Here is a 21,211-nt window from a genome sequence, read left to right as displayed (position 1 = left end):
GACCCGTCATGAGCCAATATCAGAACATCCTGACAATCGTTCAGATCAGCGGCCCCGCCGAAGACGGCATGCCGCTGCCCAGAGGAGACAGCGAGCGCCGCGGCACGCCGAAAATGTCGCGGCTGCTCGGCTGGATCGGCAATGCCCAGCTCGGACCGATCTATCTCGGTTATCTCGGATCACTGTCGCTTCTCTTCGGTTTTATCGCCTTTGAGATCATCGGGCTGAACATGCTGGCCTCGGTCGGCTGGGACCCGGTCCAGTTCGTGCGCCAGCTATTCTGGCTAGGCCTGGAACCGCCGCCGGCCCATTATGGCATCAAGGTTTTGCCACCACTCAATGACGGCGGGTGGTGGCTGATCGCCGGCTTTTTCCTGACTGCCTCCGTTCTGCTTTGGTGGCTCCGGGTCTACCGGCGCGCGCGCCAGCTCGAACTCGGCACTCACGTGGCCTGGGCCTTTGCCTCGGCAATCTGGCTGTTCCTGGTGCTCGGCTTCATCCGGCCGCTGCTGATGGGTAACTTTTCCGAAGCCGTGCCGTTCGGCATCTTCCCGCATCTGGACTGGACCGCGGCTTTTTCAATCCGCTACGGCAATCTGTACTACAACCCGTTCCACTGCCTCTCAATCGTCTTCCTCTATGGCTCGGTGCTGCTGTTTGCCATGCATGGCGCGACCATCCTGGCCGTCGGCAAATATGGCGGCGAACGGGAGCTGGAGCAGATCACCGACCGGGGCACCGCCTCGGAACGCGCCGCCCTGTTCTGGCGCTGGACCATGGGCTTCAACGCCACGATGGAATCCGTTCACCGTTGGGCCTGGTGGTTCGCCATCCTGACGCCGCTCACCGGCGGCATCGGCATCCTCTTGACCGGCACCGTTGTCGACAACTGGTACCTGTGGGGCATTGAGCACGGGCTCGTTTCGCCGCTGCCCGACATCTATCCGGATGTCGTTGACCCGGCCGCGCAGTAAGGAGAAGGAAAATGCAACTTTGGATACCGTTTGCTGCTTCCGCCGGAGCCTTGCTCGCTGTCGCCAGCTTTGTCGGTGCCGGCTGGGACGCCCCGCCGGTCGAATCCACCCAGATCGGCTACCGGGGCACCGGCATGTATCTGGAACAGGATGTCGAGAAACTTGAGGCGCTGAAGGTCGCGAACGTGGTTCCCGAAGCGCCCTGGGAGGCGGATCCGGAAGGAGATCGCGCGGGCGACCTTTACGAGAACGTTCAGGTGCTGGGCGACCTTTCGGATGACCAATTCAACCAGTTCATGGCCTCGATCACGGAATGGATCGCACCTGAACAAGGCTGCGAATACTGCCATGACCTGGAAAACCTGGCCTCGGATCAGATTTACCAGAAAGTCGTCGCCCGGCGCATGATCCAGATGAACCAGGCGATCAATGTCGACTGGGGCGACCATGTCGGTGCCACCGGTGTGACGTGCTACACCTGCCACCGAGGTCATGGCATCCCGCTTGACTACTGGGTCGACGACCAGGAACCGAAACCGGCCAGCAACATGAGCCGGGCCGGACAGAATGTCGCCGGCACATATTCTGGCAACACCTCTCTGCCGCAGAATGCGCTCATGGACTATCTGCTCGGTGACGAGCCGATCCGCGTGCATTCGCTTTCCGCCCTGCCGACCGGAACCAATCCGGCGGGTGTCAAGGAAACGGAGAAAACCTGGTCCCTGATGATGTACATGTCGGAATCGCTCGGGGTAAATTGCGTCACCTGCCACAATTCCCGAGCCTTCAACGACTGGGACCAGAGCCCGCCGCAGCGGGTCACCGCCTGGCACGGCATCAACATGACGCGGGCGCTCAACACGGACTATTTGACCGGCCTCGCTCCCGTCTTCCCCGCGCACCGCAAGGGTCCTGAAGGCGATGTCTTCAAGGTCGGCTGCGCGACATGCCACAACGGTGTTCAGAAGCCGCTCTACGGCGTCTCGATGCTGCAGGCTTATGTCGATGCCCTCGACAAGAAGGGCCCGACGGACGTGCCGGACTATTCGACTTATGTGCCCGGCGAAACCCAGGTGATGGGTGCGCAAGCACCGACCACCTCATCCGCGCTGCCTCCCAGGACCACAGTGGCGGATGCCAAAGACTGACGGCAAGCCAGTGCGCATCGAGGGAGCCTTCGGGCTCCCTTTTTTTGTGCAGGTGCAGGTGACGATCCGGTCGTGAGCGGGACAGAGACGACCGTTCGAATGTGTGCTTGTCCGTTCAGTCGAACTTCAGACCAGGAAAGCGCTGAAGGTAGATTTGAAACCAGGGCGTGAAGTCCTGCGGGGCAGCGCTGACTTCCTGATGCAGGTCTTCCGGAGTGATCCAGCGCACCGCATCGACTTCGTCCGGATCGGGAACGATCTCCAGAGACTTGCTGTCGACCTGGGCACTGAATAGGGTGACCCGTTCATGCTCGCTAAGGCCCTCGCCGACGCTTGCCGCATACTCCACCGTCTGATGCCGCATGAGCGGCAGGGTGAAGCCAAGCTCTTCGTCCAGCCGGCGCTCTGCACAGGCTTCCAGGCTTTCTTCCCAATGCGGATGGCTGCAGCAGGTGTTCGCCCATTGGCCGCCGCAGTGATACTTGGCGGCCGCCCGACGTTGAATCAACAGCCTGTCGCCATCGAAGACGAACACGGAAACCGCCAGATGAAGCAGGCCCTTCACATGGGCCTCCATCTTCTCGACGGGATAGAGGGTGCCGTCGCCGGCGATCGCCGGGATGATGATATGCCTGTTCATGGGTTCAGTGTCCGTTTCCTGGCGGAGTTTCACGCAACCGCGCGCGCCAGGGCGCATTGCGACCACAGCGCGCACAAGGACTGCGCCAAATGCCGAATATCAGCATCGCTGTGCAGCGGTGTCGGCGTGATCCGCAGCCTCTCTGTGCCGACCGGCACGGTCGGATAATTGATTGGCTGCACATATATGTTGAAATCGGTCAGGAGAACATCGGAAATCCATTTGCATTTCGATGCATTGCCGACCATCACCGGCACAATGTGGCTGGGATTGTCCATGTGTGGAATGCCACGTGCGTTTAGCGCGGCGCGGACCTTGGCGACGTTTGCCTGGTGCAAGCGGCGCTCTTGCCTGCTTTCCTTCAGATACCGGATCGAGGCCGTGGCGCCGGCAGCCAGCGCCGGCGGCAGGGCCGTCGTGAAGATGAAGCCGGACGCAAACGAGCGGACAAAGTCGATCAGCACCGCAGGTCCGGTGATGTAACCGCCCATGACCCCGAAGGCCTTGCCAAGCGTGCCTTCAATGACGGTCAGACGATCCATCAGCCCGTCACGTTCGGCAACACCGCCACCGCGCGGCCCGTACATGCCGACCGCATGAACCTCGTCGAGATAGGTGATCGCTCCGAACGCATCGGCCACGTCGCAGATAGCCTCGATCGGCGCCATGTCGCCATCCATGGAATAAACACTCTCAAAAGCCACCATCTTGGGCGCGTCCGGATCGTCAGCTGCCATCAACTCGCGCAGGTGTGCCGGGTCGTTATGGCGGAACAGGCGCTTTTCACAACGGGAATGGCGGATACCCTCGATCATCGAGGCATGGTTGAGCGCATCCGAATAGACGATGATGCCCGGTATCCTGGAAAGAAGCGTGCCAAGCGCCGCCCAATTGGAGACATAGCCCGACGTGAAGATCAGCGCCGCTTCCTTGGCATGGAGATCAGCAAGCTCACGCTCCAGCAGGACATGATAGTGGTTGGTGCCGGAAATGTTGCGGGTACCGCCGGCGCCGGCGCCGCATTTTTCGATGATCTCGGTCATGCGGCCGGTCACGACCGGATTCTGCCCCATGCCGAGGTAATCGTTGGAGCACCAGACCGTCACTTCCCGGATCTCGCCGGTCTCTTCGTAGAAGGTCGCTTTCGGAAAGTCGCTGCATTGGCGCTCCAGTTCGGCGAAGACGCGGTAATTGCCGGCGGATCTCAAACCGGAGAGAGCGGTTTCCATGTGATCGAGAATATCCATTGTTTTGTCCTCTTCCCTCTCTGGAGCCGTCAAGGCGTTTCAGCCGGACGATCTGCGCCGGCCGCCACGGGCGCCAGCTTGCGTGGTTGTGTCTTGGGTGCGCCGGCAGGCGCCGCGCCGGGAACGGCCCACCGCCAAAGCGCGGTGTCGGAGACCGGCAGCACGAGAATGAGATGCTCGACGATGGCGAGTGCCATGAAGCTCGCCAGCAGGATATGGCCGACGACCGAATAGTCCTGATGCGCCCGGAGCGCCCCGGCCACCAGCACCGCGAACAGGCCGACCGCAATCGCCAGCAGCAGCGGGAAAAAGGGCGTCGTCCGGCCGGTATTGAAATAGGATTTCAGATGCAGGATGGCGGGCGGCATCAGACCGCTGACGGAATGACGCGCCCCCAGGAAGATCAGCACTTTGGCCGAAATGCGCATGCCCCAGAGCAAACCGAAGGTCGCAAGGCCAAAGAGATTGACGCTGTCCCGGAACATGAACCACAGGAAGACCCCGGTGATCAGCAGCGCGATTTCATGATCACACACCGCCTTCCAGGCCGCTTTGAAGCGGGCGAAGCCGCTAAGCCCCGGCGGGCATTCCACCTTGCGCCGGCCGGTGACCATCCCGGTCAGAAACGTGGTCTCGTGCCACGCCCAGACCAGCAGGGCCCCGAAGAACCCCGCATAGGAGCCGAGCGGTGTGTGCTCCCTGCTGCCATAAAGCATCAGCAGGAAACCGATCACGCCAACCAGCGTGATTGCCGGCAACAGTTGCCAGGGGCCCAGACGCTTCTTGCCCGCCCAGTGCACCATAGCCAGCACGAGTCCGGTCGAGAGCCACCAGATGCCGATGGCAATCAGGACAGCAATGACCGGAGCCGCGAGGTTCATGGAAGCCGCCTCACCAGACCGGCTGCAGCCGGGAGGTCTCGGGCAGCTCGTTCTTTTTGGTCGGGATCATGTACATGCGCAGGAAGTTCATTCCGGCCGCACATCCCCACCAGGCCTTGCCGAACCGGCCGCTCAGGCCTCCCCTTGCGCCTGCCGCCTGCATTTTGCGGTTGATCCGCTCCATACGGCGGAAACTTTCCACCAGAGCCGGATTGTCGAGATCCAGCTCAAGCGGGAAGCATTGCCTGGAGATTTCCGAGGTCAGCTTGAAGACCCGCATGTCATAGTCATCGATATCGACGCCCATGGCCTTGTGAAACGCCGGACGCATGTGATCGCGCACATACATGGTCGCGAACACTGCCAGCAGGAAGAACTTGATCCAGAGCTTGTTGCGACCTTCCAGAAGGCGGCGGTCCGAACGGATGATCAGCGAGAAGGCTTCCCCATGGGAGAACTCGTCGTTGCACCACTGCCGGAACCATTTGAAGATTGGATGGAAGCGGTGCTCGGGATGCTGTTCCAGATGCCGGAAGATGGTGATGTAGCGGGCATAACCGATCTTCTCGGAGAGATAGGTGGCGTAGTAGATGAACTTCGGCTTGAAGTAGGTGTATTTCTTTGCCTTGGCGAGGAAGCCCATGTTGACCCCGATGCCGAAATCTTTCAGAGCGTCGTTGATAAAACCCGCGTGACGGCTTTCGTCCCGGCTCATATAGCCGAACAGTTCGCAGATCTCCTTGTTCTTGCCGCGGCGCTTCATTTCCTTGTAGAGCACGCAGCCGGAAAATTCCGAGGTCAGCGAAGAAACGAGAAAGTCGATCAGCTCCTCCCGGAGGTCGTCCGGCAGGGCATCTATATCGATGTCGTTCCACTCTTCGTTGCGCTTGAAATGACCCTTGTTGGGATCGCTTTTCATCTGGGCTATCAGGGCATCCCATTCTTCGCGGACCGGTTCGACATCGATCTTGTCCATCTCGTCGAAATCGGTGGTGTAGAACCGCGGTGTCAGCATGGTCGAAACCAGGGCGCTTCGGGTGGTGTCATTGACGGCGGTCTTGCGGTCTTCGACCGTCGGCTTGGGATCGGCCAGATCGGCTTTTGAGACTGGCTTGTTCATGACAGCGCCCTTTCCGTAAAGCTGAATTCACAAAGTTCCATCATCTCGAAATCACCGGTCGCACGCGTCCAGGCGCGTTCCAGCGGTCCGGCGCGCCGGATCGTCGCTTCGCGGCGGAAGCTCTCGCTCTGGCCGTAAGGGATCGATACTGGAGCGCCATGCACGAAGACCTCGTCTCCGGGATGGACAACAATGCCGTTGTCGAAGCGCACGTGGGCGCCGAGCTGGTCGAAGGTGTTGTTGATTTCAACGGTGCAGTCGACTGTCTCCCTGCGCCGCATCAAGGCAAAAATGGGGTTCATTGGCTTGCTCCTCCCTGAGCACCAAGCAGCGCCTCGAAAGCCGCCGCGTTGTCCTTGCCGAAGGCTTCCAGATAGATCCGCTCGCCCGTCGCCGTGTCGGACAGGCTGACGGTGCCGGCCTGCCACTTGATGAGACGATAGGGAGCGGTTTCGGGAACCTTGGCGACCATGCGCATGCGTTCGAACGCGCGCAGCGAGCCGCGCACGAATCCGCCTGTGTCTTTTTTGTAAATCGCAATTTCGCTGCCCGTGGCAGCATCCGTCACGATGACCGTATCCTGGTCACCGCGCGAAAGGATGATGTCGCGAATGGCTACGGGTGCACCGGTCCGGTGCTTTATCACGCCGATACCGGTTGCCTGTCCGAAGACGACCGCTGCAGCGGCAAAGCCCAGAAGCAGAGCCGCGCCTATCAGGATCCCCGCCGGGAACACATTGGCGCGCCTGCCTTTGCGCTCAGAAAAATACCCAAGGTGGGATGCCGACGCCATGATCTCCTCCTATTCCGCCGCCATGACTGCCGGTGGAACGGCTGCCAGCTCGGGAGCGCCTTCCTCAAGACGGGCGTGACCGGAATTCAGCGATGCATACTGGGTAATCGCGAGCGCAAGGATGTCAGCTGCCTTCTTTGCATCACCCAGGCAGATCAGACTCGGCTCGGGATCGGCGAACCGCCAGGCACGCACATGTGGCCATTGCAGCAACCAGGACAACCTGTGCCCGGGCAGCAACTCGATTGCAACATGCCCCGCGCCACCGCCCAGATCCGCCAGCGACAGCGCGTTCATCTGCTTGAACGGCAGGTTGAGGGTCATGGAGAAGGCCACGCCAAATCGGATTACCACCCGGCGGGACGTGATCGTATAGAGCGTCGTTTTCCCAACTGCCCACGCGAACAACTCCAGCATGCCTATGAGGACGGTCGCCAGCGCCGTCAGTACGGCGACCGAAAAGACGATTCCCGCAATCGGACGTCCGTCGTAAAACCCGCCGACGATTGCCCAGACGGCCAGCAGGGCGAAATATCCTGCAATCCAGCGGGTCTTGAGAACATGACGAGCGACCAACCGCGCCGATGGCCGGCCTTGCCAGAGCATCTCCTCGCCCTCGGGCAGATAACCTGGCAGGCCCGGGACGGGCTCGATCTCGTGCTCACGGGCGACAAACTGTTTCACAGCAGAGCCTCCCGGCGGTTCCTTAGGGCATAGAGCAGACCGCTCCCGTAATAGGCTGCGATCTTGTCTTCCTCGAGCCGCGTGACTGTTTCCGCCTTGGCCCGGGCCGGCACATCACCGAACTGTTGCGAAGTGACGGCATGGACATAGAGATATGGCTTGTTGCCCCTGCCTTTCTTTATGACGACGAAGTTGTTGGGCAGGAGTGCGCTGGCGGGGCCACCCTCGACCTCGATCTCGTAATAGCGGATCAGGTGCTCGGAGCGATCGACCCAGACATCCCTGACCGTGGCGCCTGTTTGACCGTCGCAGCCGACCACCGGCAAACCACGCGGGTCGATCTCGCCCTCGGCAATGTCGAAGCCTTGGGCCATGCGCAGCGGCACGATCCGGGCTTCGCCATGGGCTGTGAGATCGGGAACGTCATCACGCTCGGCCCAGGAACCCGGACCAACCCCGGCCAGCATCGGATTGCCGGTCGGCTCCACGGGATACCCAGGTGCGCGGGATATCCGCTCGGCGTTCAGCGGCCGCTCGTCGCGCTTGAGATCGGGCACTTCTCTCGTGCCCTGGCCATGGGGCAGGACAAAGGTTTTCTTGTCCGGCACGAAGAGCCAGGGGCTCTTGTTGTAGGCGCCGGAGACGTCATCCTCCAGCGGGTAGCCCTCGCGCCGGTCCTCCTTGCGGATGTACCAGATGAGCCCGGCGAAAAAGACCCAGAATGCATAAAGCACCACCTGGGCGACATCTATGCTGCCGACGACGGAACCGGTCATGGTCATTCCTCCTCCACATGGCGGCCTTTTCCCGGATCAACCGGGCATTTCGGCCAGCCCAAATCGCATGTCTTTGCCGCTGTCCTGCCGGTAGCGGTGTCCGGTGAGCGGGCCGAGAACTGCCAGGCAAATGAAAAGCAGCCCGATCTCAAGGTGATAGACGACGAGATATCCGCTCGACGCCGTGTCCATGGCGGTCCCGAGCGCACCATCGAGCGCAAACCCATTGACGGCGTTCTTGATGACCCCGCCCAGTAGAAGACTGACCCCGATGGCGGTCGCCTGAACCGCGCCCCAGGCGCCGACCAGAATGCCGCTGTCGGCGCGTTTCGAGATGCCCATCGCCGCCAGCATGGTGCCGACCGCAAACAGACCGCCGCCGAGACCCACGCCCGCTGCGCCCGCATAGAAAAGGCCATCGAGACCGAGCGGCGATGCGAAGATCACACCAAGGAAAGCGGCGATGCCGATCAAGAGGCCGCGCGCTGCAACCCGGTACATATGCGCCCCGTGATTGAGACTGCACGCAGCCCAGCCGAACCCTGCCATGGTCCCTGCCGCCCAGAGGCCGGTAAGCAGCGTGGTCTGGCCGACGCTCATGCCGAGGATCTCGCCGCCATAGGGCTCCAGCAAAATGTCCTGCATGGAAAAGGCCGCTGAGCCGACGGCAACGGCGAGCAACAGACGAAGCGTGCCGGGGTCGCGCCGATAGTCCGCCAATGCCTCCCGGAAGCCGATCAGCTCGCGGTCCTTCGACGTCCGGTTGGGATCCCGGGATTCCTGCTTCCACATGGCGATCACATTGAGCGCTATGGTGAAGACCGCCGTGCCCTGGATGACCTGGATCAGCTGCTTGGACGAAAAATCAACCAGGAAGATGCTGTAGAAAACAGATGCGCCGATCATACCTGCCAGCAGCATCACGTAGAGAAGAGCGACCACCCGGGGACGTTTGTCCCGAGGCACGATATCGGTCGCCAGCGCCAGGCCAGCCGTCTGGGCCATGTGCAGGCCGAACCCGGTCAGCAGAAATGCGAGGCTTGCGCCCGCAGCACCCGCCCAACTGGGGCCGAGTGTCTGGGACTGCAGCAGCAATAGCGCGAAGGGCATGATGGCAAGGCCGCCAAACTGCAACAGGCTTCCGAGCCAGATGTAAGGCACGCGCCGCCAGCCGAGCACGGATTTATAGGTGTCGGATCGGTACCCGAAGAAGAGACGAAGCGGTGCCGCCAGAACCGGAATGGCGACAACGGCCGAGACCAGCGCGACCGAAACGCCAAGTTCAACGATCAGCACCCGGTTGAGCGTGCCCGTCAACAGAACCAGCACACAGCCAGCGGAGACCTGGAACAGCGCCAGCCGCAACAGTCGAGAAAGCGGCACATCTTTTGTGGCGGCATCCGCAAACGGCATGAAGCGCAGTCCGGCTTTTTGCCAGAGCACGATCATCTTGCGGTTTGCGGCGCCGAACATCATTTCCGGGTCACCTCCACGGCTTGAGACGTGTAGAAGCCGACCGAAATCCTGTGGCTGCGGCCAACCTTCCACTCGCTCATGTGTGGTTGCGTGACCAGTTGGGAGGCGAGACGCTCCGGCTGTGTGGGATAAATGGCCGGCGCCCGGTCCGAGCGCGGAAAGGCCTTGCCGATCATCAGCATGGCACGAAGCAGATGAGAGCTTGGCGCCAGCGTGAAGATCAAGCGCTCGCGGGTGCGTTCAGCGAATTGCTCCAGCACACGCTTGGCGTCTTCCGGCGCGTAGTGGATCAGGACATCCATCGCGATAACGGCATCGAACATACCCAGATGCGGGTCGAGCATGTCGCCGCTATGGAATTCGACAGAGCCGGAAGCCGGCACGCTTCTCTTCGCCTGAAGCTCCAATGCGCGTTGGCGGGCAAACGTAACCATTTGGGCCGATAGATCGATGCCGACGACCTCTGCCCCCCGCGCCATCAGGTCAAAGGACAGAACGCCCGAGCCGCAGCCTGCGTCGAGGATGCGCCAGCCGGTAAGATCCTGCGGCAGCCAGCCGGACAGGGTTGCGCGCATGTCTTCCCGGCCCTTGCGAACCGTCGCCCTTATGCCGCTCACCGGCTGGTCGCCGGTCAGGCGCTTCCAGGCTTCCAGCGCCGTGCGGTCGAAATAGTGTTCAATTTCACCGGTGCGTCTGATGTAGCTGGCCCGTGTCATGCTTGCTCCCAAAGCCTCATTCAAAGCCGAGAAATTCAAAGATCTCCCGGTCCTTCATCGGTTCCGCGTTCAGGGCCTCCGTGCCCGCCCAGAGTTGCTCGGCAAGCTGGAGATACTCGTTCTGTATGGCCTTGATGTCCGGCGTGTCGCCCATCTCGAAGAGCGTTGCCTTTTTCAGGCGGCTGAGGCGCACGTGATCACTATCGGGTACATGTGCCAGGCGCTTCAGGCCGACCGCCTCGTTGTAGCGGTCGATCTGATCGGTCTCGCGGGACCGGTTGGCGATGACGCCGCCAAGGCGCACTTCGTAGTTCTTGGCCTTGGCCTTGATCGCGGCGACGATGCGGTTCATGGCAAAGACGCTATCGAAATCGTTGGCTGCGACCACGACCGCCCGCTCCGCATGTTGCAGCGGCGACGCGAAACCACCGCAGACCACGTCGCCGAGCACGTCGAAAATGACCACATCGGTATCATCGAGAAGATGGTGCTCTTTCAGGAGCTTCACGGTCTGGCCAACGACGTATCCGCCGCAGCCAGTGCCGGCGGGCGGCCCGCCGGCTTCAATGCACTGCACGCCGTTGAAGCCTTCGACCATGTAGTCTTCCGGGCGCAATTCCTCGGTGTGAAAGTCCACTTGTTCCAGAATGTCGATGACAGTCGGGATCAGGCTCTTGGTCAGGGTGAAGGTGCTGTCGTGCTTGGGATCGCAGCCGATCTGCAGAACTCTTTTGCCGAGCTTGGAAAATGCAACCGAGAGGTTTGAAGACGTGGTCGACTTGCCGATGCCGCCCTTGCCGTAGATGGCAAAAACCTTCGCGCCTTCGATCTCCATCGTCGTATCGAGATGCACCTGGACGCTGCCTTCCCCGTCCGCCCGTTCGCGCAGCTTCTGGGCCGTGCGCGCTTCCTGTTCGGCGGTCTTGGGATGGGTGTAAATATTCATTCGGCTGCCTCCGTTACCAGGCCTTCAAGCCGGTCTTCGAGTTCTTCTCCCGCCCGACGCAGAGCCTCGAGCGTTTCGGCATCCGGCTGCCAGTAATCGCGTTCCTGGGCTTCCAGCAGGCGGGCAGCGACCCGCGCGGCGGAGGCCGGATTGAGCTCGGAAAGCCTGCGGCGCATGGCTTCGTCGAGCACATAGGTTTCGGTGATTTTCTGATAGACCCAGGGGTCCACACCGCCAGTCGTTGCCGACCAGCCAAGGGTATTGGTTACGTTCGCCTCGATGTGGCGCACGCCCTCATAGCCATGTTGAAGCATGCCCTCGTACCATTTCGGATTGAGCGTCCGGGTCCTGGTTTCCAGCGCTACCTGCTCGCCCAGCGAGCGAACTTTGGCTTCGCCCTGTGTCTGGTCGGAAATATAGACGGGCAGATCGACACCGCCCCTGGCCTTGGATACCGCCTTGGACAGACCGCCAAGCGTGTCGAAATAGTGTTCGATCGTCGTGACGCCGATTTCGACCGACTCCAGGTTCTGATAGGCCATGTCGACCTCCGACAGGACGGCATTCAAGAGCGCCGTCTGGCGGCTGGTCTTGCCCTTGCGGCTGATCGCGAAGCTCTTGCGGTTGGTATAGGTCTCTGCGATTTCCTCGTCGTCGGTCCACGCGGAGGACGCGATCAGCATGTTGACGTTGGAGCCATAGGTGCCGTCCGCGTTGGAGAAGACGCGGTAGGCGGCCGCTTCAAGGTCGCAGTCATTGGCTTTGCAATAGGCAAGCGCATGTTTGCGGATGAAGTTTTGCTCAACAGGCTCGTCTGCGGTGGCGGCGAGATAACTCGCTTCGGCCAGCATGCTCGCCTGGATCGGAAGGAGATCGCGAAAGATCCCGGAGAGGGTCATCACCGCATCGATGCGCGGCCTATTCAGCTCTTCCAGCGGGATCAGTTCGGCACCGCAGACCCGGTTATAGGCATCAAGACGCGGCCGCGTGCCCATCAGGGCCATCGCCTGGGCGAGCGGGGCGCCACCGGTCTTCAGATTGTCGGTCCCCCAGAGAACGATGGCCACGGTTTCGGGCAACTTTCCGTCGCTCTTCAAGGTTCTTTCCAGAATCCGTGCTGCTTGCCGCGCACCGTCTTCCAGCGCGAAGCGGCTGGGAATGCCGAAGGGATCGAAGCCGTGAATGTTGCGACCGGTCGGCAGAAGATCTGGCGTGCGCATCAGGTCGCCGGACGGAGCCGGCGGCACGAACCGGCCGTCAAGCGCAAGCACCAGGCCGTCCAGTTCACGGTTGTTAGCAAGTTCGCTGTTGATGTCGCCGAGCCTGTGTACCGCTTGCAGGGCATCTTCGCCGAGGTCCCGGCACAGGGCTTCCAGAGCGCTGCCGTCGGAAGCCGCAATCGCCCGGCACAGAGCTTGATCGGCGATGAAGCCGGTCTCCGTCACAAGGCCGGCCGACATATGCGCCAGCATTTCCGCGCGTTCACCTTCCGCCATGCCGCGTCCAGCCACATGAAGGCCGTGCGGGATCAGCGCGTATTCGGTTTCGGTGACCGCCGAGACCAGATGCTGCACGAAGGCTTCTTCTGACAGATCACCGGTCTCGCCGGTCAGGTCGAGCTGGTCGGCCTGTACCCGAATGACCTCCAAAAGCCTTTCACGCTCGCCTCTGGCGCCGGGGTCGGTCGTGCGGTACTGGTCGAGGCTCGCCTTCAGGCTGTTGAGGCCCTTGTAGAGACCGGCTTCCGTGATCGACGGGGTCAGGTAGGAAATCAGGGTCGCGGCGGAGCGTCGTTTGGCGATCGAGCCTTCCGACGGATTGTTGGCCGCATAGAGATAGAAATTCGGCAGACTGCCAAGCAACCGGTCCGGCCAGCAGCTGCCGGACAACCCGGTGTGCTTGCCGGGCATGAATTCCAGCGCCCCGTGGGTGCCGAAATGCAAGACTGCATCCGCGCGGAAAGTCTCGCGCAGATAGGTGTAATAGGCGGCAAACGCATGGTTCGGCGCAAAGCCCCCCTCGAACAGGAGCCGCATCGGATCGCCCTCGTAGCCGAAGGGCGGCTGGATGGCGACCAGCAGGTTGCCGAATTGCCGGCCAAGCACATGGATGCCGCTACCGTTCGACAGGATCCGTCCCGGCGCAGGCCCCCATTGCGTCTCGATCTCGCCAAGATGCCTTTCCTGGCGCACATGATCGTCAGCCGCCACGGTTACATGGACATTCGCTTCCGTGCCGAAACGGTCGGCATTGCCTTTCAGGATCATGTCCTGCAATGCGCCGGCATCGGCCGGCACCTCAATATCATACCCCTCAGCTGCGAGCCGCTTCATCGTCTCCAGCAGGCTTTCAAACACCGACAGGAAAGCGGCCGTACCGATATTGCCGCCATTGGGCGGATAGTTGAACAGGGTGACGGCGATCCGACGGTCTTCCCGCGGGGTCTGGCGCAGCCTCACCATGGCGGCGAGGCGATCGGCGAGGAGTGCGACCCGCTCGTCATCGGGGCGCATACAGGCCCGTCCGGACGGGCAAGTGCCGAGCTGGCGCGCACAGATGCAGGCCTCTTTCCGACTGCTAGTTCCGGAACGGCCGCCGATCACCATCGAACCGACGGCCCCGTCGAGCTCGGGAATCGCGACCATCAGCGTGGTCTCGATCGGCGTCAGCCCCTGGGTTGAGGCCTGCCAGCCTTCCCGGGTCTGAAACTCGGTTACGCAGGCCGACAGATATGGCACATCAAGTTTGGTGAGCGTTTCCGCGGCCGCGGCCGCATCGCTGTAAGCCGGACCACCGACCAGCGAGAAGCCTGTCAGCGAGCATAGTGCGTCGACCGTGGCCTTGCCGTTGGCGTCGGTCATGAAATCGTCGATAGCCGCGCGCATGTCGAGCCCGGAACAGAACACGGGTACGACGTTGAACCCCCGTGCCTCCAGTGCCGCGATGACATCGTCATAGTGGCCGGTGTCACCAGAGAGAATGTAGGTGCGCAGCAACAGGATGCCGATCGTGCCTTTCGGCTTCTTCACCCTGGCGAGGTCCTTCAGCCGGGTCGCGACCCGCGGGGTTGAGCGCGGATGATAAAGCCCCCGTTCCGGGTATTCCCTCGGGGCCGCCGCCGCGATCTTGCCGCGCAAGTCCTTGCGCGCGCCGGAAGCGTATTTTCCGACAAGCAGACGCACCATATTGGCGATGTTCTCGTCAGAAGCCGCGATCCGGTATTGCAAAGTCAGGAAATAGGTGCGCACGTCCTGGGCCGTGCCGGGAATGAACTTCAGCAGTTTCGGCAGGCGGCGCAGCATGGCGAGCTGGCGTTCACCCGCAGTCTTGCCGCTTTCCTTACCGCCACGGCTGCTGCCGCCACGCAGCTTCTTCAAGAGCGCCAGCGGACCTTTCTGCTCGCCGCTCATGCGGAAACGCCCCATGGCGGTGTATTTCATGATCGTGCCGGCAGACATGCAGCAGACCATGGCGTCGCAGGAAAGGTGCCGGGCCTCCAGTGCATCGGCAATCGCCGTGACATGCTCCTCGACGAAGATCATCGACACGATGATGATGTCACCGGTGCGGATCGCCTCGCGGCACTCGGCCAGACGGTCCGCATTGTCCGCCCAGTCCGTCGCCGCATGAACGCTCAGGGTCAGCCCCGGCAGATCCTTTGCCAGAAGCTTGCGCGCATCGTCGACTGCCGCCGCGACATGATTGTCAAGCGTCACCAGAACCACCCGGATCGGGAGGTTGCTATCGGGCGAAATGGGCTTTCGCATCGTATAACGTCTCCACGGTGATCGGGTGAATGCCGTTTTCGGCGGCGAAATGTTCGGTGTTGCGCCGGGCTTTGCCCCTGACAAAAAACGGCACTTTCTTGAGTTCGCGCTCGGCTTCCTGCGTCCAGAGCGTTTCGACGTCCGTAAGCACGATCGGCGCATCGGGTTCGGCCTTGGTGGACGCCGCCGCCGCAGGACTGTGCGCATGCAGATGCGAGGCCGCTGCCTCATCGTTGAATTCGAAATCGTCCCGGAACATCGCCAGCAGATGTTCTTCAAGGCCCATCATCAGTGGATGCACCCAACTGTCGAAAATGACGTTGGCACCCTCGAACCCCATTTGCGGCGAATAGCGGGCCGGGAAATCCTGGACATGCACGGGCGCGGAAATCACCGCGCAGGGAACCCGGAGGCGCTTGGCGATATGCCGTTCCATCTGCGTGCCGAGCACCAGTTCCGGACGGGCCGCGATGATCGCGTCCTCCACTTCAAGATGATCGTCCGTGATCAGCGCCTCAACACCGTGCTCCTTTGCAGCGGCACGAACATCGCGCGCGAATTCACGCATGTAGGTGCCGAGGCCGCAGACCTTGAAACCAAGTTCGTGGGCGGCAATCCGCGCAGCCGCGATCGCGTGGGTCGCATCGCCGAAAATGAAGACGCGCTTGCCGGTCAGATAAGTACTGTCGATCGACCTGGAGTACCAGGTCAGCCTGTCCTGGTCGGCAGATCCAACAGCATGCGCTTCCAATCCGGCCAGAGCACGAGCTTCGGCGACGAAACGCCGGGTCGCGGCAACGCCGATAGGGGCAGTCGACGTGAAAGGCATGCCATAGGCTTTTTCCAGCCAGCGCGCGGTGGTCTCGGCAACCTCCGGATAGAGCACGATGTTGAAAGCCGCCTCCGGCAACCGGGAAAGGTCTTCGGGCCGCGCCCCGAGCGGCGCCACAACACGCACGTCGAGACCGTTTTCCTTAAGCAAAGCCATGATTTCGCGGACATCGTCACGGTTGCGGAAACCGAGCGACGTCGGGCCGAGCAGGTTGCAGCTGTTGGCAGCAATCGCCTCTGGCCGGGTCCTGTTGCCCGCGCAGGTGCGCACCAGACGGTAGAAGGTTTCCGAGGCGCCCCAGGTCTCCTTTTTCTGATAGGAGGGCAGTTCCAGCGGAACGACCGGGATGTCGAGCTCCAGTGTCTTGGCCAGACCGCCCGGATCGTCCTGCAGGAGTTCCGCCGTGCAGGAAGCCCCGACCAGGAGCGCCCGCGGCTTGAAACGCTCGACGGCGTCTCGGCAGGCGATCTTGAAGACATCGGCAGTAGAGCCGCCGAGGTCGCGCGCCTGGAAAGTCGTATAGGTAACCGGCGGACGCGAGTTCCGACGCTCGATCATCGTGAACAGGAGATCGGCATAGGTATCACCCTGAGGGGCATGCAAGACGTAGTGTACGCCCTCCATCGAGGCGGCGATGCGCATGGCACCCACATGGGGCGGGCCCTCGTAAGTCCACATGCTCAGCTGCATGGCCTGCCCTCCCCGGATGTCAGTCCTTCGGCCAGCAAGGCGCTGCGCCGCAAGGGGCGGGCAAACAGTTCGGCCAGATCGCCGGCCTGCTCGTAGCCCTGGATGGGTGTAAAGGCGAATTCGATTGACCATTTGGTGAGACGGCCCTCCGCCTCGAACGGATTGGCAAGGCCCATGCCGCAGACAATCAGATCGGGATCCGCGGCGCGGCAGCGCTCAATTTGCAGATCGACATCCTGACCTTCGGACAGGGCAACACCGGCAGGCAGCAGGGCAAGTTCTCCAGCTGCGTGTTCCCGGTGCAGATACGGGCTGCCGACCTCGACGATCTCAGCCCCGGTCTCCCGCGACAGGAACCGCGCCAGGGACGGCTCCAACTGGGAGTCGGGGAAGAAGAAGATGCGCTGCTTTTGAAGCCAGGGCAGATAGTGCTGCAGCGCAGCCCGTGCCCGCTTGCGCGGTGCTGCCGTGACGGCGTCAAAACGCTCGGCGGAAATATCAAAGGTGTCCGCGATCGCCTGAAGCCAGGCCGTGGTGCCTTCTTCCCCAAAGGGAAACAGGGCATCAATCCTGCTGGCGCCCCTTGCTTCCAGCGCGGCTGCGGCTGCACCCAGGTAAGGCTGCGCGAGGATGAAACGGGTTCCCGGCCCAATCGTCGGCACGGCTTCGCTCGTGCGGCCCGGAAGGAAATGTGCATCCTCGACGCCCAGGTCTGCAATCAGACGTGCAAGCTGGTCCTCGACCACATCCGGCAGGCAACCGGCAACGACCAGGCGCGCCGCAGTGTCGGCAGATTCCGGTTTCGGAGCTTCGCCGACCAGGGCCGCAAGGAAATTGTCCTCGCCTTGGGTGAAGGTGGTTTCGATGCCGCTGCCCGAGTAACACAGCACCCGATGCCTAGGCGCATGGACCCGGTTCAGCCGTTCCGCAGCCTTGGAAAGATCGAACTTGATCACTTCGGAGGGGCAGGATCCGACCAGAACCAGCATCTTGATGTCTGGACGGCGGGTTAGCAGCTTTTCGACCACCTGATCGAGCTCGTCATGCATGTCCGCCATGCCGGCAAGATCGCGTTCTTCCATGATCGCGGTAGCAAAACGCGGTTCTGAAAAGATCATGACACCCGCCGCCGATTGCATCAGATGCGCGCAGGTCCGAGAGCCTACGATCAGGAAAAAGGCATCCTGGATCTTGCGGTGTAGCCAGATGATCGAGGTGAGCCCACAAAAGACCTCATGCTGGCCGCGCTGGCGGATGGTTGGGGCGGTCGTGCAACCGGCTTTGAAGGTCTGGTTCATTGAACAGCCTCCACCCCCTGCAGCTGGGCTGTCCGCATCCGCGCCGACTGATCAATCCGCGCGAGGCGCAGTTTCCAGACAAACTGTCCGGCATTGACGACATAGGTGGCGTAAGCGGCAAGCGCGAGCAGCATCAGGCCGGCCGGCGACAGGGCACCCAGATAGAGCGCCGCCAGGTAGGCCGTGTGCAAAGCCAGAACCAGCATGGAAAAGACGTCTTCCCAGAAGAACGGCCGTGCAAAGAGGTAAACGCCGAAGACCTGCTTTTCCCAAATCGATCCGGTGATCATGATCGCATAGAGCGTCAGCGTCTTGATCACGATGGAGAACTTCGCCGCCGCCAGCCCCTCGCCGGTGACTAGATAAGAGACGATCAAGGCCAGTGAGATAAGGAAAACAAGGAACTGGACCGGCGCGAGTATCCCTTGAACCAGGGTCCAGACGCTCTCGTCGCGTTTCCGCCGCTCCTCGTCGGTATAAAGAAACCCTGATTTTGTCGATTTCCTGGTTGCACCTGCAGACATTCGATCCTCCCCCCGAACCCGACACAGGGTCCAGCAGATGAGGAAGGGTAACGCCGCGAATGCAAAAGTGTCAACTTTTCTTGACGTATATTTTTGTTTACATACTGTAACGGCCACGTCATGCTAAGCGGGCTCACAAGTGCGATAAAACCAAAAGCTGCGCACGCCGGAGCTTGACCCCTTTCCGCAAGGCCAGGGAGGCCGACCGCAAAGTGAGGATGAACAGCACAACAGAATTACCCGTTGAGACCGCGAACACTCGCCGGACAGACCATGTCGACGAGAATTTTTTTGTTTCACGTCAGGGACATGTGGTAAAAAAAGCCAAGCTCAACAGAGGTGAACAGGCAGCGCTTCGCAGCCTCATTCAGGGACCTGTGGCTGCAATGACCGCCGAGCAACTATCTGGCCTGCTGGATACGGGCCTGGAAAGCGACGTTCGTTACAGGAACGTAATAGCCGGCATGCGCGAACGTGTACTTGCTCCAGAAGCCCGGCTGCAGGATTTGCTCACATATCTCCAGCAGGAAGTGCGGACAAAGTCAGGGGCGGAACAAGGCATCTCGGTGCCAGCGCCGACAGCCGTAATGGTTCTGGTTCTCGAGGCGGTCGCCCGCCAACTCGGCAAGGACTGGATGTGTGATGCCGCCAGTTTTATCGATGTTACCATCGCATCAGCCCGACTTCAGTCTCTCGCGCAATCCCTGAGCGAAGAAGCTGAGCGTGATGCGGTAAATCCGCGCGCGCCCTTCGCTGCGATCATTCTGCCGCGCGACGAACAACATAGCCTGATGTCCTATCTGACCGGTGCCCTTTACCAGACATTGGGCTGGCAGCAGCAGGTCATTTTGCAAGAATCTATCTCCCGGCCGGAAATTGCCAGAAAGATCGCCCAGGCCAACGTCGTTTGCATTGGCTGGAGCAACATGCGACTGAAGCCGAATGTCGCTCGGCTTGTTGCCGACATCAGATTGATTTCCGCAAATGAAACGCCACCACTGATTGCCGGCGGCGTCGCTGCGCTTGATTTTGTTGAATTCCTTGTGGAAATGGGCGTCGATTGTATTTGCGATAGTGCGATTTCAGCGGTTAAAGTCTCCGAGAGTTTTTACAATTTGGAAAAGATCAAAGGTTTTGCTGCGCTGAAGGATGGAAATGCCGAAAGACAAACAAGCAGGTTCGATCGGCAATTCCAATGACCCTTCCCTCTAAACAAGGCGCACCACAAGACATCGGGGTCGAGAGTGATTTGCTTGAGATGCTTGGCGCTGACGCACTGACAACCTTGATCGGGCTTGGAGCGGATATCGTCTGTCTCGTCGATGAAGACGGGATTGTGAACCAGTTCCATTACCGGAATCGAGACCTCGACGCTTACGGTTTGGCCAAGATTGTCGGCAAACCGCTGCGGGATTGCGTCACGGTGGAATCGGCCCCCAAGATCGACGCCCTGCTCGGCCCGGCCACCAAAAAACGTCCGGCGCGAGGATATCAGGTCAACCATAGCGCTACAGGCCAGCCGGATTTGCCTGTGGCCTACAGTGCCGGCACAGCGGCGGGCTTCCCTTATACGATTGTGGTCGGACACGAAATGCGCCAGCAGATGCAGGACCAGCAGCGGCTGGTCGAGGCGCAGATTGCGATGGAGGCGGACTACAGGGAGCTGCGGCAGGCCGAGGCGCGCTACCGGACAGTATTCAAAATGTCCGAAACACCCCATCTGGTGCTCGACGGCGAGAAGCGAACCATTCTGGAGGCCAATGCAGCCGCCGTTTCAGTCCTGACCGGCGGCACGGGAAATCTGACCGGAAAGCCGGTTCGCGACCTGTTCAAGAAAGAGGACAGGGAGCGGTTGTCCGACGCGATCGGAGAAGCCCGGCACAGTGGTGAGCCGATCCAGCTTGACGCTCTGCACGGTGCCAAGGGCGCAAGGGTTGACGCCCGGCTGCGTGCCTATCGCGAACATGGCGCCACCAATCTGATCGTCACGCTGCGCGATTGCAAGGAGGCCGGGGACGAGGTCGTACATCACACCACCCGCAACGCGAATGGCGCTGATATTGACCTCGACCTTCTGCCGGAAGCAGCCCTGAAAACCGACAGCGATGGGATGGTTCTGGCGGCCAATACGCTCTTTCTGGACCGGGTTCACGCACCGACGCACAATCAGGTGCTTGGTCGCAATGTGTCCAATTGGCTGGGCAAATCCGCAGTCGAGCTGAATGTGCTGTTCACCCGCATCAAGGACGAAAGAACGTTGAGCGGGTTTTCCTCGGTGTTGACCGATACGCTCGGCGAGGACCAGGATGTAGTCCTTTCCGCGCGATATGACAGAAACAGCGAAACAATTCAGTTGCTTGTCATCCCGCAGCCGGCAAGCGTCGGCAAAGTCGCCTTGCAGCCACCGGCCACCCAAGACCAGACTGAAGGCTTTGCCAGCCTTGTCGGCAAGGTTCCTCTGAAGGAGCTGATCCGCGAGTCTCTCGACGTTGTTGAAAAGATCTGTATCGAGGCCGCCCTGGAAAAGACCCAGAACAATCGCGCCAGTGCGGCGGAGATGCTAGGTCTGTCGCGGCAAAGCCTCTACATCAAGCTGCGCCGTCATGGGCTGGAGAATTATCGCCCGGGCTCGTGAGCCTTTCTTTTCAAAATCTGTAAACCTACCGAGACAGTAACACGTCAACCATATCCATGAGTGT

Annotated in this window: 19 protein-coding genes; 4 read left to right on the top strand and 15 right to left on the bottom strand. The window is 61.0% G+C overall.

What is annotated here, in order from left to right:
* Window positions 1-8 precede the first annotated feature (8 nt).
* Together pufM and pufC are read left to right on the top strand one after the other, a co-directional pair.
* Entirely contained in the window at window positions 9-974 is a 966-nt protein-coding gene (gene pufM, locus V1T76_RS22595; RefSeq protein WP_330562945.1) for a photosynthetic reaction center subunit M, read from the top strand.
* 11 nt (window positions 975-985) lie between these two features.
* Window positions 986-2,122, top strand: a complete 1,137-nt coding sequence (gene pufC, locus V1T76_RS22590) for a photosynthetic reaction center cytochrome PufC (RefSeq protein ID WP_330562944.1) — start codon at window positions 986-988, stop codon at window positions 2,120-2,122.
* A gap of 115 nt (window positions 2,123-2,237) precedes the next feature.
* Here pufC and idi read toward each other — a convergent pair whose 3' ends face one another.
* Genes idi through bchF form a run of 15 tightly spaced genes read right to left on the bottom strand, consistent with a single transcriptional unit; the run spans window position 2,238 to window position 18,512 of the window.
* Complete coding sequence (gene idi / locus V1T76_RS22585) at window positions 2,238-2,762, bottom strand: isopentenyl-diphosphate Delta-isomerase (RefSeq protein ID WP_330562943.1); 525 nt, start codon at window positions 2,760-2,762, stop codon at window positions 2,238-2,240.
* Window positions 2,763-2,791: 29 nt separating this feature from the next.
* Window positions 2,792-4,009 carry a 5-aminolevulinate synthase gene (hemA, locus tag V1T76_RS22580; protein WP_330562942.1) on the bottom strand — a complete coding sequence of 406 codons (1,218 nt, stop codon included), beginning with the start codon at window positions 4,007-4,009 and terminating at the stop codon, window positions 2,792-2,794.
* A 29-nt stretch (window positions 4,010-4,038) separates the two neighbouring features.
* The gene (gene puhE / locus V1T76_RS22575) at window positions 4,039-4,890 is read right to left on the bottom strand and encodes a putative photosynthetic complex assembly protein PuhE (protein ID WP_330562941.1); all 852 of its coding nucleotides are present in this window, start codon (window positions 4,888-4,890) and stop codon (window positions 4,039-4,041) included.
* Between the two features lie 10 nt (window positions 4,891-4,900).
* Window positions 4,901-6,010 (bottom strand): magnesium-protoporphyrin IX monomethyl ester (oxidative) cyclase, encoded by a 1,110-nt coding sequence (gene acsF, locus V1T76_RS22570; protein ID WP_330562940.1) that lies wholly within the window; start codon window positions 6,008-6,010, stop codon window positions 4,901-4,903.
* Entirely contained in the window at window positions 6,007-6,312 is a 306-nt protein-coding gene (locus V1T76_RS22565; RefSeq protein WP_330562939.1) for a hypothetical protein, read from the bottom strand. The genes acsF and V1T76_RS22565 overlap by 4 nt, the downstream gene beginning before the upstream one ends.
* Window positions 6,309-6,803, bottom strand: a complete 495-nt coding sequence (puhC, locus tag V1T76_RS22560; protein WP_330562938.1) for a photosynthetic complex assembly protein PuhC — start codon at window positions 6,801-6,803, stop codon at window positions 6,309-6,311. Before puhC ends, V1T76_RS22565 begins: the two co-directional genes overlap by 4 nt.
* A 9-nt stretch (window positions 6,804-6,812) precedes the next feature.
* The gene (gene puhB, locus V1T76_RS22555) at window positions 6,813-7,487 is read right to left on the bottom strand and encodes a photosynthetic complex putative assembly protein PuhB (RefSeq protein WP_330562937.1); all 675 of its coding nucleotides are present in this window, start codon (window positions 7,485-7,487) and stop codon (window positions 6,813-6,815) included.
* Complete coding sequence (gene puhA, locus V1T76_RS22550; RefSeq protein WP_330562936.1) at window positions 7,484-8,263, bottom strand: photosynthetic reaction center subunit H; 780 nt, start codon at window positions 8,261-8,263, stop codon at window positions 7,484-7,486. Before puhA ends, puhB begins: the two co-directional genes overlap by 4 nt.
* Window positions 8,264-8,299: 36 nt before the next feature.
* A complete protein-coding gene (locus tag V1T76_RS22545; RefSeq protein WP_330562935.1) occupies window positions 8,300-9,739 on the bottom strand; it encodes a BCD family MFS transporter in 1,440 nt (479 codons plus the stop codon).
* On the bottom strand, window positions 9,736-10,455 hold the full coding sequence (gene bchM, locus V1T76_RS22540; protein WP_330562934.1) for a magnesium protoporphyrin IX methyltransferase: 720 nt from the start codon (window positions 10,453-10,455) through the stop codon (window positions 9,736-9,738). The genes V1T76_RS22545 and bchM overlap by 4 nt, the downstream gene beginning before the upstream one ends.
* Window positions 10,456-10,471: 16 nt before the next feature.
* Window positions 10,472-11,401 (bottom strand): ferredoxin:protochlorophyllide reductase (ATP-dependent) iron-sulfur ATP-binding protein, encoded by a 930-nt coding sequence (gene bchL / locus V1T76_RS22535; protein ID WP_330562933.1) that lies wholly within the window; start codon window positions 11,399-11,401, stop codon window positions 10,472-10,474.
* Window positions 11,398-15,168 (bottom strand): magnesium chelatase subunit H, encoded by a 3,771-nt coding sequence (locus tag V1T76_RS22530; protein WP_330562932.1) that lies wholly within the window; start codon window positions 15,166-15,168, stop codon window positions 11,398-11,400. Before V1T76_RS22530 ends, bchL begins: the two co-directional genes overlap by 4 nt.
* Window positions 15,143-16,690 carry a ferredoxin:protochlorophyllide reductase (ATP-dependent) subunit B gene (gene bchB / locus V1T76_RS22525; protein ID WP_330562931.1) on the bottom strand — a complete coding sequence of 516 codons (1,548 nt, stop codon included), beginning with the start codon at window positions 16,688-16,690 and terminating at the stop codon, window positions 15,143-15,145. Before bchB ends, V1T76_RS22530 begins: the two co-directional genes overlap by 26 nt.
* Window positions 16,681-17,988 (bottom strand): ferredoxin:protochlorophyllide reductase (ATP-dependent) subunit N, encoded by a 1,308-nt coding sequence (locus V1T76_RS22520; protein WP_330562930.1) that lies wholly within the window; start codon window positions 17,986-17,988, stop codon window positions 16,681-16,683. Before V1T76_RS22520 ends, bchB begins: the two co-directional genes overlap by 10 nt.
* Complete coding sequence (gene bchF / locus V1T76_RS22515; protein ID WP_330562929.1) at window positions 17,985-18,512, bottom strand: 2-vinyl bacteriochlorophyllide hydratase; 528 nt, start codon at window positions 18,510-18,512, stop codon at window positions 17,985-17,987. The genes V1T76_RS22520 and bchF overlap by 4 nt, the downstream gene beginning before the upstream one ends.
* A gap of 218 nt (window positions 18,513-18,730) precedes the next feature.
* Between bchF and V1T76_RS22510 the strand changes: the two genes are divergently transcribed.
* On the top strand, window positions 18,731-19,711 hold the full coding sequence (locus V1T76_RS22510; RefSeq protein WP_330562928.1) for a cobalamin-binding protein: 981 nt from the start codon (window positions 18,731-18,733) through the stop codon (window positions 19,709-19,711).
* Window positions 19,708-21,147, top strand: a complete 1,440-nt coding sequence (gene ppsR, locus V1T76_RS22505; protein ID WP_330562927.1) for a transcriptional regulator PpsR — start codon at window positions 19,708-19,710, stop codon at window positions 21,145-21,147. The genes V1T76_RS22510 and ppsR overlap by 4 nt, the downstream gene beginning before the upstream one ends.
* Window positions 21,148-21,211: the final 64 nt, after the last annotated feature.

This window comes from Roseibium sp. FZY0029, assembly GCF_036350355.1.
GTDB lineage: Bacteria > Pseudomonadota > Alphaproteobacteria > Rhizobiales > Stappiaceae > Roseibium.
Note: the sequence above shows the minus strand (reverse complement) of the source record. Positions and strands in the feature narration are given on the sequence as shown.

Coding starts and splice junctions, on each gene's coding strand:
- ppsR (WP_330562927.1), top strand. CDS start 19,708: ATGACCCTTCCCTCTAAACAAGGCGCACCACAAGACATCGGGGTCGAG.
- idi (WP_330562943.1), bottom strand. CDS start 2,762: ATGAACAGGCATATCATCATCCCGGCGATCGCCGGCGACGGCACCCTC.
- V1T76_RS22520 (WP_330562930.1), bottom strand. CDS start 17,988: ATGAACCAGACCTTCAAAGCCGGTTGCACGACCGCCCCAACCATCCGC.
- V1T76_RS22530 (WP_330562932.1), bottom strand. CDS start 15,168: ATGCGAAAGCCCATTTCGCCCGATAGCAACCTCCCGATCCGGGTGGTT.
- bchF (WP_330562929.1), bottom strand. CDS start 18,512: ATGTCTGCAGGTGCAACCAGGAAATCGACAAAATCAGGGTTTCTTTAT.
- V1T76_RS22565 (WP_330562939.1), bottom strand. CDS start 6,312: ATGAACCCCATTTTTGCCTTGATGCGGCGCAGGGAGACAGTCGACTGC.
- puhE (WP_330562941.1), bottom strand. CDS start 4,890: ATGAACCTCGCGGCTCCGGTCATTGCTGTCCTGATTGCCATCGGCATC.
- bchM (WP_330562934.1), bottom strand. CDS start 10,455: ATGACACGGGCCAGCTACATCAGACGCACCGGTGAAATTGAACACTAT.
- pufM (WP_330562945.1), top strand. CDS start 9: ATGAGCCAATATCAGAACATCCTGACAATCGTTCAGATCAGCGGCCCC.
- pufC (WP_330562944.1), top strand. CDS start 986: ATGCAACTTTGGATACCGTTTGCTGCTTCCGCCGGAGCCTTGCTCGCT.
- acsF (WP_330562940.1), bottom strand. CDS start 6,010: ATGAACAAGCCAGTCTCAAAAGCCGATCTGGCCGATCCCAAGCCGACG.
- V1T76_RS22545 (WP_330562935.1), bottom strand. CDS start 9,739: ATGATGTTCGGCGCCGCAAACCGCAAGATGATCGTGCTCTGGCAAAAA.
- puhC (WP_330562938.1), bottom strand. CDS start 6,803: ATGGCGTCGGCATCCCACCTTGGGTATTTTTCTGAGCGCAAAGGCAGG.
- V1T76_RS22510 (WP_330562928.1), top strand. CDS start 18,731: ATGAACAGCACAACAGAATTACCCGTTGAGACCGCGAACACTCGCCGG.
- bchL (WP_330562933.1), bottom strand. CDS start 11,401: ATGAATATTTACACCCATCCCAAGACCGCCGAACAGGAAGCGCGCACG.
- puhA (WP_330562936.1), bottom strand. CDS start 8,263: ATGACCGGTTCCGTCGTCGGCAGCATAGATGTCGCCCAGGTGGTGCTT.
- hemA (WP_330562942.1), bottom strand. CDS start 4,009: ATGGATATTCTCGATCACATGGAAACCGCTCTCTCCGGTTTGAGATCC.
- bchB (WP_330562931.1), bottom strand. CDS start 16,690: ATGCAGCTGAGCATGTGGACTTACGAGGGCCCGCCCCATGTGGGTGCC.